Source organism: Ralstonia sp. 24A2, from assembly GCF_051783885.1.
GTDB lineage: Bacteria > Pseudomonadota > Gammaproteobacteria > Burkholderiales > Burkholderiaceae > Ralstonia.
Genome location: NZ_JBPVZD010000002.1, coordinates 2,651,546 through 2,665,020, shown reverse-complemented (window position 1 = coordinate 2,665,020; position 13,475 = coordinate 2,651,546). Strand labels below are relative to the sequence as shown.

The window sequence follows — 13,475 nt, the reverse complement described above, 5'->3', positions numbered from 1 at the left end:
ATCGGCGATTGTACCGCTTCCGCAATAAATTGGTCAAATCCACGTGCGGATGATCAATCCGAGCGCGACTACACCGGCAAATGCCGCGAATCCCTGCTGCAATGCAGGCCCGGCCAGATGCTTGGCAAAGCGGCGTCCTGCCAGCATGCCGGTCAGTGCGCCGGCTGCGAACGGCAGCGCAATATGCCAGTCGACATGACCGCCAATGGCCGACGCCACCACGCCACCGGCGGAGACCAGCGCAATCACCGCCAGCGATGTGGCGACGATCGTCTGCATTGGCAGGTCAGTCGCGCGGCGCAAGGCCGGCACGATGACGAACCCGCCACCCACGCCCAGCAGCCCAGACAGGAACCCTGCGCCCACGCCTGACGCAGCTAGCGCTCGCGCGCACGGTAGCGTCCAGACCAGCTTGGCCGTTGTGGTGTCGAGGTGACAGGGGGGCGCTGCATGTCGTGGCGCGTTTGCCGTGGGTGTGTCTGCGCAGGCCTGGCGGAACATGCGCACCGCTACATAGGCGAGCACGACGGCGAACAGCAGCGTCAACGGCGTATTCGGCACACGGTGCGCAACCCAGATGCCGAATGGCGATACCACCACGCCGCACAGCGCCATCAGTCCCGCGGCCTTGTAGCGAACCTTGCCCTCACGCAGACCGAGCGTGGCACCCAGCCCCGCTGACAAGCCCACCGCCAGCAGTGCGATCGGTGCCGCCTCAGGCACCGACAGGTGCAGCCCAAAGATCAGCAGCGGCACCGCGACGATGGCGCCACCCGCACCCGTGAGCGCCAGGATGAGCCCCACCACCGAGCCCAGCCCTGCGCTGACGATCCAGCCGATTTCAACGGGCGACATGGCTTAGCGCCCCGAAGGTGTGGTTGGCCGTGCCAGCCATTCGCGGCCCTTGAGCAGCGCGTTCCAGTACAGCCATGGCAGCAACGTCTTCTTGAGCCACCAGGCGGACTTGCGCGCCACGGTTGGCACCAGCGGGAAGGTGGGCAGCAGCTTGCCGCCGTAGCCGAACTCGGCCAGCACGACCTTGCCGCGCTCTACGGTGAGCGGGCAAGCACCGTAGCCATCGTAGCGCGTGGGCAAGGGCTGACCTTCGCGATGCGCGAGGAGGTTCTCTGCGACCACGACGATTTGCTTGCGCGCCGCGGCGGCCGTCTTGGCGTTGGGCGTGGAGCTGACGTCACCGAGCGAGAACACATCCACATGCCGCACGTGCTGCAGCGTGGCAGGGTCGACTTCGCACCAGCCGGCGGCATCGCCCAGGCCGCTTTCGGCAATGAAGGCGGGGGGCACCTGCGGCGGCACCACGTGCAGCATGTCGAACGGCTTGGCGATGCGGACGGCTTCACCAGCGGCGTTCTTGTGCTCGAACCAGGCCATGCGCGCCGGCCCGTCGACCGCCACCAGCGTGGAACCGAATGCCAGCCTGCTGCGATAGCGCTCTACATAGCGCATCAGCGACGGTACGAAAGCCTCGACGCCAAACAGCGCTGCCCCGGCAAGGTTGAACTCCACGTTGATGCGATCGAGCACGCCTGTGCGTTGCCAGTGATCGCACGCGAGGTACATCGCCTTTTGCGGCGCGCCAGCGCATTTGATCGGCATGGCCGGCTGCGTGAACAGCGCGCGGCCCGAGCGCAGGCTGCGCACCAATGACCATGTGTACGGCGCCAAATCAAACCTATAGTTGGACGTAACGCCGTTCTGGCCGAGCGCCGCTTCCAGGCCTTCGATGCGCTTCCACGCGAGGCGCAGCCCTGGGCAGACGATCAGTTGGCGATAGGCAAGCGTCTGGCCGTTGTCGAGCTGCACGCGGTGCGTATCGGCATCGACGCGCGTGGCTGCCGCGCGGATGCGCTGCACGCCGGCCGGGAGCAGCGCATCGGTCTGCCGTGCCGTGGCCTTCGCGTCGAACACGCCGCCACCGACCAGCGTCCACGCCGGCTGGTAATAGTGCACGTCAGACGGCTCGACGATGGTGATGCCGAGCTGCGGCCGGCGCCGGCGCAGGCTGGCCGCGACGCCGATGCCAGCCGCACCGCCGCCAAGAATGAGCACATCGCAGTCGAGGGCGGGCGCGGGCTGGGAAGGGGATTCGGAATGCATGCAATTTCAGTTGGGGCTGCCGGGCAAACCGGCCGGTGCTTCGATGAAAGGCACGGCGTTGGCGTGTCGCAAGCCAGTGCCATGTAAAGGGACTTATCGGACGCTTTTCAGGACTTTGCCGCAGTACAGCGCTGAGAGCGTCTGCATGATCTGGATGACCTCGAAGCTGGCCAGCCGGTAGTAGATGTACTTGCCCTCGCGGCGCGTGGCGACCAGGCCCTCGTCGCGCAGCACGCCCAGGTGCTGCGACAGGCTTGGCTGATGCAGGCCGACCAGCGCTTCCAGCTCGCCGACATTGCGCTCGCCTTGCGTGAGCTGGCAGAGCAGCAGCAGGCGGTCTTCATGGGCCATGGCCTTGAGTACCGCGCACGCCTGGGAGGCGGATTCGCGCAGCATGGAGATGGCCGCCTCACTCAGGGGCGGGAGCGGCACAGTGTCGGTTGGGTCGATTGTCGGGTCAGTCATCGGGGCGCGGAGCGTGTCGTCCGCCGTTCGCTCGATTCGGCGCTATTGGCAGACAGAATATCTGACGATATTCTATAAAAATATAGATTGTTAGCGGAAGCCCCACCATGCACGCCCAGATCGAACCGTTTTTCGACGCCGACACCTGCACCATGACCTACGTGGTCCATGCCGGGCCGGGTACGCCGTGCGCAGTGATTGATTCGGTACTTGATTACGACCCGAAATCCGGCCGCACGCGCACCAAGTCGGCCGATCGCGTGGCGGCCTTCATCGAGACGCACGGGTTACGCGTCGAATGGCTGCTGGAAACACACGCGCACGCCGATCACCTGTCGGCTGCGCCATACCTGCGGGGGCGCTTTGGTGGACGCATCGCCATTGGTGAGCGCATTCGCGTGGTGCAGGGCGTGTTCAAACCGATCTTCAACCTGGAGCCGTCATTCCAGCTCGACGGCTCGCAGTTCGATCACTTGTTTGCGCCGGACGAGGTGTTCCGCATTGGTGATCTGGAAGCGAAGGCTCTGGCCGTGCCGGGGCACACGCCGGCTGACATGGCGTATCAGGTGGGGGATGCCGTGTTCGTTGGCGACACGCTCTTCATGCCGGACGTAGGCACCGCGCGCTGCGATTTCCCCGGTGGCGATGCGGGCACGCTGTACCAGTCGATCCGCCGCCTGCTGGATTTGCCGCACGATACGCGACTCTACATGTGCCACGACTATCCGCCCGCAGGCCGTGAGGCGACGTGCCACACCACGGTGGCCGAACAGCGTCGCGCCAACATCCACGTGCGCGACGGCGTCACGCAGGACGATTTCGTGCAGATGCGTACCAAGCGCGATGCCACACTGGGCATGCCGACGCTGATGCTGCCGTCCATCCAGGTCAATATCCGCGCGGGGGCATTGCCGCCGGCCGAGCCCAACGGTGTGCGGTATCTGAAAATTCCGCTCAACGCGTTGTAAGCGGCAATGAAAACGCCCTTCGGGTTTGACCTCGAAGGGCGTTTTCTCTTGTGACCACTTGCCGTCGATCACGCAGTGCGTGTTACTGCCACCGCCTTGATCTCCACCAGCAACGTCGGTCTGGCCAACGCCGCCACACCGAGGATGGTCCAGGCCGGCACTTCTGCCTGAATGTAGTGGTCCTTGATCGTGCGGAACGCCGCCAGTTGCTGGTCGACATCCACGTGATAGCTCACCAGCTCGACTAGGTCTTCAAAGCCGAGCCCGGCCGCTTGCAGGATTGCCCCCAAGCGCTGGAAGGCGAGATCGATCTGCTCTTCTACCGTGTCCGGCACCGTTCCGTCCGCGCGCATGCCAATCTGGCCAGCGATGAACAGCAAGCCGCCCGCTGCAACGGCCGGCGCATAGTTGAACGTCTTGAACACGTCGGTGCTGCCGAAGACAGGGTGCGGGTTCGGCAGGGTGATGGTCGTCTTGGAAGCGGGCATGAAGGGCGCCGTTGGACGAAAGAGGCACCCATCTTGGCATGGCTGAGGCATCTGCGTGACAATCGTCGCCATCTGCCGATCGCCGCAGCAAGGAGCCCGTCATGGCCATTCTGATATTGGGGTTGCTGATCTTCCTGGGGGTGCATTCCGTCCGGATCGTTGCGGGAGGATGGCGCAAGGCGCGGATCGCGCAGATGGGGGAGAAGGGCTGGAAAGGTGCGTACTCCATCGCGTCCATCATCGGGCTGGCGGTGGTCATCTGGGGATATGGCATCGCGCGGCACGAACCGGTCGTGCTGTGGGCTCGGCCAGGGTGGGCACCGCATCTCGCGGGTTTGCTCACGTTTGCCGCTTTCATTCTCTTTGTAGCGGCGTACGTGCCGGGCAATCACTTCAAGGCGTGGGTCGGGCATCCGCAGGCGCTCAGCGTGGTGCTGTGGGCGTTGGCGCATCTGCTGGCAAACGGCACGTTGCATGCGGTCGTGTTGTTTGGCGCTTTCCTTGTCTGGGCGCTGGCCGATTTCGTGGCCGCGCGTCAGCGGGATCGCGTGGAAGGTGTTGTCTATCCCGCCGGAACGCTTTCACGCGATGTGATTCCCGTTGTGATTGGTGTTGTTGCCTGGGTTGCGTTTGCGTTCTATCTCCACGTGCGCTGGATTGGCGTGAACCCGATGGGGTAGCCAGCCGCCGCAATCAATCGAACGTTGCAGCCAAGTCCTGCAGTTGCTGAGCAGTGACCGTGGCCCCGCCGCACACGACCACAGCAATGCTGGAGGCTGCCTTGATGGCTGGGTGCCTGCTATCCAGGGCTGCCAGTGCGGCCCCGCAGGCCGGTTCAACCACCACGCGGTGCTCGTCAAGAAACCGGAGCGCGGCTTTCACCGCCTGCGCGTCCGACACCACGACGTTGTAGATCTCGCGGCAGGCGGCCCATTCGAGCGCACCGTCGCACGGCCGCTTTGCACCCAGCGAGGTGGCCACACTTGAGATCGTGGCGAGTTCAACCGGTTTACCCTGTGCGATCGAGCGCGCGAAACAGTCCGCCCCCTCAGTCTCCACCGCAATGACAGGCACGTTGGACCAGCCATTTCGCTGGAGTCCTTCCATCACGCCGCACAGCAGCCCGCCTCCGCCCACGGCGAGGATGATCGCGCCGGGCCTGTGTCCGGATGCCGCCATCTCGTCCACCAGTGTGGCGTGTCCCTGCCAGAGGGTTGGATCGTCGAATGGATGCACGAAGGCATCACCCGGGCCGATCAGCGACTGCGCATAGGCATTGGCTTGCGCCCACGCGGCGCCGTGCACGATCAGTTCTGCGCCTTCCTGGCGGATCAGGTCGCGCGCCCGCTGCGGTGTGCTCTCCGGCACCACGACGACGACGGGAACACCGAGCTTGCGTCCGCAGTAGGCCACGGCAAGCCCCGCATTGCCGCCGGAGGATGAGATGAACCGCTGGGCCCCGGTGGCACGCTGCGCCTCGCACAAGGCACCGATGCCCCGCAACTTGAACGAGCCCGACGGCTGCGCGGCCTCCATCTTCAGCCACACCGGTTTGCCTAGCCGCCGTGAATAGGGTTGAGACGGTACGAAGGGCGTGTGGATGTGGAGCGTCATGTCTGGTCGTGATGTGCGGCAACGCATGTTCAAGGAAGCACCCATCCTAGGCATTCTCATCTATGCGTACAAATGCTTTATAGGCGGATTTGCTATGCTTGATAAGTATGGGTATGAGCGTGCCGAAACGATATGCGGAACATTGAATTACGCCACCTTCGCTACTTCATTGCGGTGGCACAGGCTGGCAGCGTGGTGGCTGGTGCGCGAACCATCGGCATCGTTCAGCCCGCCTTGTCGCGGCAGATTCTTGAGCTGGAGGCCGCCATCGGCACGCCGCTGCTGGCGCGCAAGGCAAGGGGTGTGCAGCTGACTGCCGCCGGCGAGAGTTTTCTGCGCGATGCTCGGCAACTGCTGGCCGACTTGCAGACCGGTCGAGATCGCGCCCTGCGTTGCGCAGCAGGCCAGCTTGGTGAACTGCACCTGGGTGTGCTGCCGAACTATCTCAGCGCGACCGTCGTGACGAATGTGTTGCAGGCCTTTCGCGCCGCGTGCCCGGAGGTCAGGGTTTCGGTCACGCCGATGCTCTCTGCAGAGCAGGCTGCCGCCATCGCACGCAAGCAGATCGACGGCGGCATCATGGCTTGGCGTCGTGACGAGGCGCCGCATTTGTCTGGCGTCGCGCTGCTGAGCGACCGCTTTGTGCTGGCCATGCCCGCATCGCAATCCGCCCTGCACAAAGCGCCCAAACGGCTGGCGGACGTGGCGGACCAACCGTTCGTCTGGTTCGATCCGGAGCGCTCTGCCGCGCACCATCGTTTTTTGATGGGGCAGTGTGAGCGCGCGGGCTTCACGCCGCGCGTGGCGCAGATCGGCAGCGACATCCCAACCGTGGTTGGCCTTGTGGCAGCGGGCATGGGGTGTGCGTTCGTTCCGGAGAGTCTTTCCGCCCTGTGTCCACCCACCGTGGTGTTGGTGCTGCTGCGGGAGGTGTCGGATCGCTTTGACGTGGAGTTCACTTTTGACGAGGACGCGACAACGCCGGTTGTTACGCGGTTTGCGCAAGTGCTGCGAGAGGTTGTTGGCCGAGGTGGGCGGGCACGCCGCACGCAAGCGATGCGGTAGCGGGCGTTAGCCGCGTATTTTCTGACCGGACGGATCGGGTCTTACCAGCGTGCCTGGCCTCTTGTAGATTCATGAGGTGCTAACGAGCACGAGTGGGTGCAGTGGGGTCGCCGCGGCCGCTCTTACCCACCGGCTCCAACCGGAACATCACGCATGAAACATGTCACCTTGCCCGATGGCGAGCGTGTGCCAGCGCTCGGTATGGGAACGTGGAATATGGGCGAGAGCCGCGCCGCACGCGCCGAGGAAATCGCCACGCTGCGCCTGGGGCTCGATCTCGGCCTGCGCCTGATCGACACGGCGGAAATGTACGGCGAAGGCTTGTCCGAAGAGATGATCGGCGAGGCCATTGCCGGGCGGCGCGACGAGGTGTTTCTCGTCAGCAAGGTCTATCCGCACAATGCCAGCCATCGTGGCATTGCTGCAGCGTGCGAGCGCAGCCTGCGCCGGCTGGGGACCGATCGCCTTGATCTGTATCTGCTGCACTGGCGTGGTAGCGTTCCGCTGGAAGAGACTGTGCAGGGCCTGCAGGCCCTGCAGCGCGAAGGCAAGATCCGCCACTACGGTGTGAGCAATCTTGACCTTGCGGATATGGAAGAACTCTGGGACGCGCCCGGCGGCGATCAGGTGGCGGTCAACCAGTTGCTCTACAACCTGGGCCGACGCGGCATCGAATGGGATCTGCTGCCCTGGCTGCGTGAACGCCGTGTGCCGGTGATGGCGTATTCACCCATCGAGCAGGCGCATCTGACGCGTCATCCGAAGCTGGTGCGGTTTGCGCAGGAGTGCGGCATGACGCCGGCACAGGTGGCACTGGCATGGCTGCTGGCGCGTGAGGACATCATCGCCATTCCGAAGACCAGCCGTCGAGAGCGACTGCGCGAGAACGTTGGTGCGCTGGAACACGAACTGACACCGGGGCAACTGGTCGAGCTGGATCGCATCTTTCCGCCACCGAAGGGGCCGCGGCCGCTGGAAATGCTGTAGGCCAGCGGGCCTGTCAACCGTGCACGCGCTCAGCGTGCCTTGGCCTGCTGATAGCGCGCGTACTTCACGTAGTCCGTTGCGAACACGCGTGCCTTCTCGCGTGAACTCTCGGTGATCTGATTGGCCGCCTGGCGCGCGCCCGATTTGCCATGGGATGACACCATCTGCGCGCTGAGATAGTCGTGGAAGGCGTCGTGCATGGTCTTGAGTTCGCCTTCGCAAGCGTCCAGCACGGACGACACCACCGCTTTGGTATCCGCCTGACTGGGCGCCTGCTCATCCGCACGACGCTGGACGCAGTCGAAATAGCGGACGCGCAGCGCTTGCCAGCCACTGCCGGCATCACCAGTACTGGCCGTGCTGCCTGCATTGGCCTGATCGGCAAGCTGTTGTTGCGACGGCGCGGGCGATCCGCATGCGCCAAGCAAGGCCAGCAGGACGATGGATGGGGTGTAGAGGGCGGGCTTCATGGCATGCACTGTACTGCTGCAATGGGTTCTCGCACCACCCTTTGAGCTTGCGCCAAGTCGACCATGCCTCACGCCAGTAACAATTGGAAACGACTTCGTTGAGCGGGGGCGCTGCGTCGTTTTCCGCAATCCCTTGCAGTGACGCCGTTCAGGAAGGCAGCAACGCAGCGTGCGCGGCAGCCAGAACGTTGCGGCTCAGCCCATCGAGCAACGCCGATGCCGCCCGTGCGTATTGCCAGTGAAGCGGCACATCCAGCGGGGTGTCAGGCACCAGCTCAACCAGTGAGCCGTCCTTGAGGTGCGAGGCGATCAGCGCTTGCGGATGCAAGCCCCATCCCATGCCTGCAACGGCTGCCGCTACAAAGGCCTGGGGCGAGGGCAGCATGTGCCTGGGCAGATCGACATGCCGATGGCATAGGCGCCGTGCCCAGCGCGCCTGCAATTCGTCCTTGGTGTTGAACAGCAGGCTGGGCGCGCGGGCCAAGCTGCCGGCGCCGACCCCGTCGGCGAAATGACATTGCACGAACGCCGGGCTGGCAGCCGCGAGGTAGCGCATGGCGCCCAGCGGCCGGCTGTTGCAACCGGCCGCTGGGCGCGCCGTGGCGGTCACAGCGGCGAGCACGGCACCGCTGCGCAGCCATTCGGTGGTGTGGTCCTGGTCATCCACGGCCACCTCCATCAGCACCGGATGCTCTGCGCCGAAGGCCGCGATGGCCGGGGCGAGCCAGGTGGCCAGGCTGTCGGCATTCACGGCAATGGGCAGCGGCACCCGCGCGATGCCCTCCGGCGCCAGTACGGGTAGGGCGCCTTGCAACTCCTGTTCGAGCAATCGGACGCGGTCTACGTGCTGGCAGAGCTGTCGCCCCGTCTCCGTCGCCCGGCAGGGTTGATCGCGCACGACCAGCGCGCAGCCCACGCGTTCCTCCAGCAGCCGGATGCGTTGGGAAATCGCTGATGGCGTGACATGGAGTGCACGGGCAGCACGCTCGAAACTGCCTTCCCGAACCACGGCAGCCAAAGCAGAGAGCGCAGAGTAATCCAGCATGAGATAAGCAAAACTAAACTGAATGAAGAAAAGATAGTTTGTCTTCATCATCGCGCAAGGGCAAGCTGCGCGCATGGACACCTTGCCGACTCCCACTTCGCTGGCGCTATCTGTCTCCCTTCAGGGTTTGGTCTTGTGCCTGGGGCTCATCGTCGCCATTGGCGCGCAGAACGCGTTTGTACTGCGCCAGGGACTGCGCCGTGAGCATGTGGGCAGCGTGGTGCTGTTTTGTGCCGTGGTAGATGCGTTGCTGCTGACCGCCGGGGTCATGGGCATGGCCCAGGCCCTGGGCGAGCGCCCTGGTCTTGCCACCGCAATGTCATTGGCCGGCGCCGCCTTTCTGGCGGTGTACGGATGGCGGGCGCTGCAGCGGGCGCGGCACGCGAGCCAGTTACAGGCATCTGCAGGCGGCGATGGCTTGAGCCGTGGTGCCGCGCTGGCGCAGGCGGCGGCCTTCACGCTGCTCAATCCCCACGTCTATCTCGATACGGTGCTGCTGGTGGGCAGCATTGGCGCCCAGCATCCAGCGGCGTTGCGCGGCTGGTTTGTGGCGGGGGCAAGCTCGGCCAGCGTGCTCTGGTTTGTGCTACTCGGGTTTGGCGCGCGCTGGCTGGCCCCGTGGTTTGCCAAGCCGCGAGCGTGGCAGGTGCTGGATGGCCTGATCGGGTCGACCATGCTTGTGCTGGCTGCGTTGTTGCTGCGTCATGCGCTCATGGCGGTTTTCGGCTGATGACGCACGTCATCGGCAGGGCCAGGCACGGAAGGCCAATTAGCTCGATTTCTGGCGGGTGCGACGCGCCACAGCCAAGCGGCGAGGTGGTGTTGCCACACTGTCAGAGGGAAACACGCGCTCGCACAGAAAGTCGACCAAGGCCCGGACCTTGGGTGACGGGTGCTTGCTGGCCGGCCACAGCACGTTGAAGGTTCCCTCCCATTCCAGGTAATCCATCAAGACCGGGCACAGCTGGCCATCGGCCAACGCTTTGCGGATCGAGAATTCCGGCAGGAACGCAATGCCTAGACCTTGCTGCGCAAAGCACAGGCGTGCCTCGATGTTGTTGCAGATCATCGATGTTGGGAGGATCGGTTCAGGCGCACCGGCCGCGCGGCGCAATGGCCAGGGTTCCAGCTTGCCGCTGTTGGGGAAACGATAGTGCAGGCAGGTGTGGTCGAGCAGATCGGCTGGCACCTTGGGTGTACCACGCTGTGCCAGATAGGCGGGAGAGGCAACCAGCATGGCCTGATACGTGCCGAGTTTGCGAGCCGAAAGCCGCGAGTCAGCAGGCGCACCCGTTCGAACTACGGCATCAAAACCCTCTTCGATGACGTCGACCAGCCGGTCCGTGAAGTCGAGGTCCAGCTCGATGTCGGGATACATGCGCATGAAATCGCTGAGTACCGGCAAGACCAATGAACTGACCAGCGGCAGGCTGACCCGCAAGCGGCCGCGAGGCGCCCCGGTGGCCTGACATAACTCCAGCTCTGCGGCCTCGATCTCACACAGGATGCGGCGGCTGCGCTCCAGGAACAACGTGCCTTCCGCGGTCAAGGTCACGCTGCGCGTGCTGCGATGAAAGAGGCGTACACCAAGTCGGTTTTCCAGCCTTGCCATGCTCTTGCCGACGGCCGATGCCGACACGCCGAGCAGCCGGCCCGCAGCAACAAAACTGCGTGTCTCAGCCACCTGCACAAACACGACAAAGTTGTTGAGGCTATCCAAGGTGTTTCCTTGATTGCGGACATCCATGTCCTGATAGAAGTGAAATCTACCCCACTTTTTCTTCAATCGTGGGCTTTCTATCGTGGCGGAAGTTCAATTGAGAAAGGAGTTTCACCTTGTCTGCTTCCGCTCTTCTGCAACGTGCCGAGACCCCATCTGCGCCTCTAAGCGAACGTATCCAACGCGTCGTACAGCAGGCCATCGATGAGCAACGGCTGGTCGGTGCCGTTGTACTGGTTGCGCGTGATGGCCAACTGATCCATCGCCAGGCCGCAGGCATGGCCGACCGTGAAAGCGGCCGCCCGATGACGCTCGACACGATCTTCCGGCTGGCTTCGGTCAGCAAGCCGATAGTTTCTGCTGCGGCACTGGTGCTGGTTGCGCAGGGGCGACTGGATCTCGATACAGGTGTCGACCGCTACCTTCCTGATTTCCGGCCGCGTCTGGCCGATGGGCGGACCGCGCGCATCACGCCGCGGCAATTGCTCAGCCACACCGCCGGGCTAGGCTATCGCTTTCTGGAGACCGAACCGAACGGCCCGTACGCCCGGGCTGGGGTGTCCGACGGCATGGATGCCGCAGGTATCAGCCAGGAGGAGAACCTGCGGCGCATCGCCAGCGTGCCGTTGCTGTTTGAGCCGGGAGCCGCGTGGCATTACTCGCTCGCAATCGACGTGATCGGCGCATTGATTGAACGGATCGTCGGTGTGCCGTTGGACGTGGCGATACGCCAACTGGTGACTGCGCCGCTGGGCATGACGGACACCACCTTCTTCACGCACGACGTGCAGCGCGTGGCAACGGTCTACGTGAACGACGCATTCCCCCAGCCGCACCGATTGCAGGAGGGCGAAACCGTGCCGGCGTTTGAAGGCACAGTTGGCATCCGCTACAGCCCGGCCCGCGTCTTTGACGCGAGCGCGTTTGCCTCGGGAGGCGCGGGTATGGCGGGTACTGCGACGGACTTCCTGCGTTTTCTGGAAGCCTTGCGCGAGCGTCGCGGCGTGCTGCTGCCCGGCGATTTGATCGACGACATGGGCCGAGACCAGACAGGCGGTCTTGAGCCGCGCGATGCGCCGGGGTTCGGCTTTGGCCTTGGTTTCTCAGTGCTGCGGGACCCGCGGCTCGCCAATTCGCCAGAAACGGAAGGCACATGGCGATGGGGCGGGGCGTATGGCCACGCCTGGTTTGTTGATCCAGCGCAGCGGCTCAGCGTCGTGGCTTTCACCAACACCCTGTATGAGGGCATGTCTGGGCGCTTCGTGACCGATGTGCGCGATGCCGTCTATGGCGCTTTGCCGGAGGGGCGCTGATGCGGACCACAGAAGAGCTTGAACTCCGACCTGGAGAGCAAGGCGGCGCATCTTCCCGTGCTGTGGGCCGTTTGCCCATGGCTGCGCTGCTGGCGCTCGCAATGGCAGGATTCATCACCATCATGACCGAAGCGCTGCCGGCCGGTCTGCTGCCACACATGGCCAGCGGGCTGGCGGTTTCGGAGGCGCTGGTCGGCCAGCTTGTCACGGTCTACGCCGTCGGGTCTCTGGTGACGGCCATCCCGCTGACAGCATGCACGCAAAGGTTGCGGCGCCGGCCGCTGTTGCTCGCCGCTATCGTCGGTTTTGCGGTTGCCAATACGGTGACGGCGCTCTCGACGAGCTATGTCCTGACCATACTGGCCCGGTTCGTGGCCGGTGTGTCAGCCGGTTTGCTGTGGGCATTGCTGGCGGGATACGCCGCACGCATGGTCGCTGTGCATCAACAAGGGCGGGCGATTGCCGTCGCAATGCTGGGTGCGCCGCTGGCGCTGTCGTTGGGCGTGCCCGTCGGGACGTTCCTTGGGGGCGTGATGGGATGGCGAGCGGGCTTCGGCATCATGAGCGTGTTGGCGGTGATCCTGATCGTCTGGGTACGCGTGCAGGTGCCGGATTTCGCCGGCCTTGCCGCTAAGCGGCCGCTGTCGTTGCGCGCCACATTCCTCATCCCCGGCGTGCGTCCGGTCTTGTTTGCGGTGCTCACGTTCGTGCTTGCGCACAACATTCTCTATACGTACATCGCGCCCTTTCTTGCGACGGCGAAGCTGGGCGAGCAGATCGATCTGGTACTGCTGGTGTTCGGTATCGCGTCGCTTGTCGGTATCGGCGGCGTCGGTGCCTTCATCGATCAACATTTACGCAGTCTGACCCTGGCCAGCTTGTTGCTGTTTGGTGCGGCCACGGTGGTGCTGGGCTGGGCGGGCCGGGAGCCGGCGTTCATCTATCTGGCGGTGGCCGCCTGGGGGCTGGCGTTTGGCGGGGTGCCAACGCTTTTCCAGACGGCGCTTGCCAAGACGGCGGGGGACGCGGCGGACGTCGCGCAATCCATGCTGGTCACCACCTGGAACGCGGCGATTGCCGGGGGCGGCATGATCGGCGGCGTGCTGCTTGAACAGTTTGGGGTCGGCGCGTTTGTTCCGGTACTGCTGGTGTTGCTTGTGGCCGCGTGGGGTGTGGTGTGGTTGGCGAGACGCGATGGTTTTCCGATTGCGTAGCCACGCGA

15 protein-coding genes are annotated in these 13,475 nt (G+C 64.4%); 7 read left to right on the top strand and 8 right to left on the bottom strand.

Going from position 1 to position 13,475, the window contains the following annotated elements:
- Positions 1-33: 33 nt before the first annotated feature.
- The 3 genes from ACS13N_RS17295 to ACS13N_RS17285 form a co-directional block, all read right to left on the bottom strand.
- Positions 34-855, bottom strand: coding sequence for a sulfite exporter TauE/SafE family protein (locus tag ACS13N_RS17295; protein WP_438932767.1), 822 nt, complete (start codon positions 853-855; stop codon positions 34-36).
- 3 nt (positions 856-858) lie between these two features.
- The gene (locus tag ACS13N_RS17290) at positions 859-2,118 is read right to left on the bottom strand and encodes an NAD(P)/FAD-dependent oxidoreductase (RefSeq protein WP_438932766.1); all 1,260 of its coding nucleotides are present in this window, start codon (positions 2,116-2,118) and stop codon (positions 859-861) included.
- Positions 2,119-2,211: 93 nt separating this feature from the next.
- Positions 2,212-2,583 carry a metalloregulator ArsR/SmtB family transcription factor gene (locus tag ACS13N_RS17285; RefSeq protein WP_438932765.1) on the bottom strand — a complete coding sequence of 124 codons (372 nt, stop codon included), beginning with the start codon at positions 2,581-2,583 and terminating at the stop codon, positions 2,212-2,214.
- A 107-nt stretch (positions 2,584-2,690) separates the two neighbouring features.
- Between ACS13N_RS17285 and ACS13N_RS17280 the strand changes: the two genes are divergently transcribed.
- Positions 2,691-3,551, top strand: coding sequence for an MBL fold metallo-hydrolase (locus tag ACS13N_RS17280; protein WP_438932764.1), 861 nt, complete (start codon positions 2,691-2,693; stop codon positions 3,549-3,551).
- A gap of 68 nt (positions 3,552-3,619) precedes the next feature.
- On the opposite strand, the gene ACS13N_RS17275 is transcribed toward ACS13N_RS17280, so the two are convergent.
- Complete coding sequence (locus tag ACS13N_RS17275; protein WP_438932763.1) at positions 3,620-4,039, bottom strand: RidA family protein; 420 nt, start codon at positions 4,037-4,039, stop codon at positions 3,620-3,622.
- A 101-nt stretch (positions 4,040-4,140) separates the two neighbouring features.
- Between ACS13N_RS17275 and ACS13N_RS17270 the strand changes: the two genes are divergently transcribed.
- The gene (locus ACS13N_RS17270) at positions 4,141-4,719 is read left to right on the top strand and encodes an NnrU family protein (RefSeq protein WP_438932762.1); all 579 of its coding nucleotides are present in this window, start codon (positions 4,141-4,143) and stop codon (positions 4,717-4,719) included.
- 13 nt (positions 4,720-4,732) lie between these two features.
- Here the strand turns inward: ACS13N_RS17270 and ACS13N_RS17265 are convergent, their stop codons facing one another.
- Positions 4,733-5,653 carry a pyridoxal-phosphate dependent enzyme gene (locus ACS13N_RS17265; protein ID WP_438932761.1) on the bottom strand — a complete coding sequence of 307 codons (921 nt, stop codon included), beginning with the start codon at positions 5,651-5,653 and terminating at the stop codon, positions 4,733-4,735.
- Between the two features lie 132 nt (positions 5,654-5,785).
- Here ACS13N_RS17265 and ACS13N_RS17260 point away from each other — a divergent pair, with 132 nt between their 5' ends.
- Entirely contained in the window at positions 5,786-6,718 is a 933-nt protein-coding gene (locus tag ACS13N_RS17260) for a LysR family transcriptional regulator (protein WP_438932760.1), read from the top strand.
- A 153-nt stretch (positions 6,719-6,871) separates the two neighbouring features.
- Positions 6,872-7,705, top strand: coding sequence for an aldo/keto reductase (locus ACS13N_RS17255; protein ID WP_438932759.1), 834 nt, complete (start codon positions 6,872-6,874; stop codon positions 7,703-7,705).
- A gap of 29 nt (positions 7,706-7,734) precedes the next feature.
- On the opposite strand, the gene ACS13N_RS17250 is transcribed toward ACS13N_RS17255, so the two are convergent.
- Positions 7,735-8,175: a hypothetical protein gene (locus tag ACS13N_RS17250; RefSeq protein ID WP_438932758.1), complete on the bottom strand. Its 441-nt coding sequence runs from the start codon at positions 8,173-8,175 to the stop codon at positions 7,735-7,737.
- A gap of 148 nt (positions 8,176-8,323) precedes the next feature.
- Positions 8,324-9,220, bottom strand: coding sequence for a LysR family transcriptional regulator ArgP (locus ACS13N_RS17245; protein ID WP_438932757.1), 897 nt, complete (start codon positions 9,218-9,220; stop codon positions 8,324-8,326).
- Positions 9,221-9,293: 73 nt separating this feature from the next.
- Between ACS13N_RS17245 and ACS13N_RS17240 the strand changes: the two genes are divergently transcribed.
- A complete protein-coding gene (locus ACS13N_RS17240) occupies positions 9,294-9,950 on the top strand; it encodes a LysE/ArgO family amino acid transporter (protein WP_438932756.1) in 657 nt (218 codons plus the stop codon).
- A gap of 39 nt (positions 9,951-9,989) precedes the next feature.
- On the opposite strand, the gene ACS13N_RS17235 is transcribed toward ACS13N_RS17240, so the two are convergent.
- Positions 9,990-10,940, bottom strand: a complete 951-nt coding sequence (locus ACS13N_RS17235; protein ID WP_438932755.1) for a LysR family transcriptional regulator — start codon at positions 10,938-10,940, stop codon at positions 9,990-9,992.
- A 116-nt stretch (positions 10,941-11,056) separates the two neighbouring features.
- On the opposite strand from ACS13N_RS17235, the gene ACS13N_RS17230 reads away from it, so the two are divergent.
- Together ACS13N_RS17230 and ACS13N_RS17225 are read left to right on the top strand one after the other, a co-directional pair.
- On the top strand, positions 11,057-12,253 hold the full coding sequence (locus ACS13N_RS17230; protein ID WP_438932754.1) for a serine hydrolase domain-containing protein: 1,197 nt from the start codon (positions 11,057-11,059) through the stop codon (positions 12,251-12,253).
- 77 nt (positions 12,254-12,330) lie between these two features.
- Complete coding sequence (locus ACS13N_RS17225) at positions 12,331-13,467, top strand: MFS transporter (protein WP_438932882.1); 1,137 nt, start codon at positions 12,331-12,333, stop codon at positions 13,465-13,467.
- Positions 13,468-13,475 lie beyond the last annotated feature (8 nt).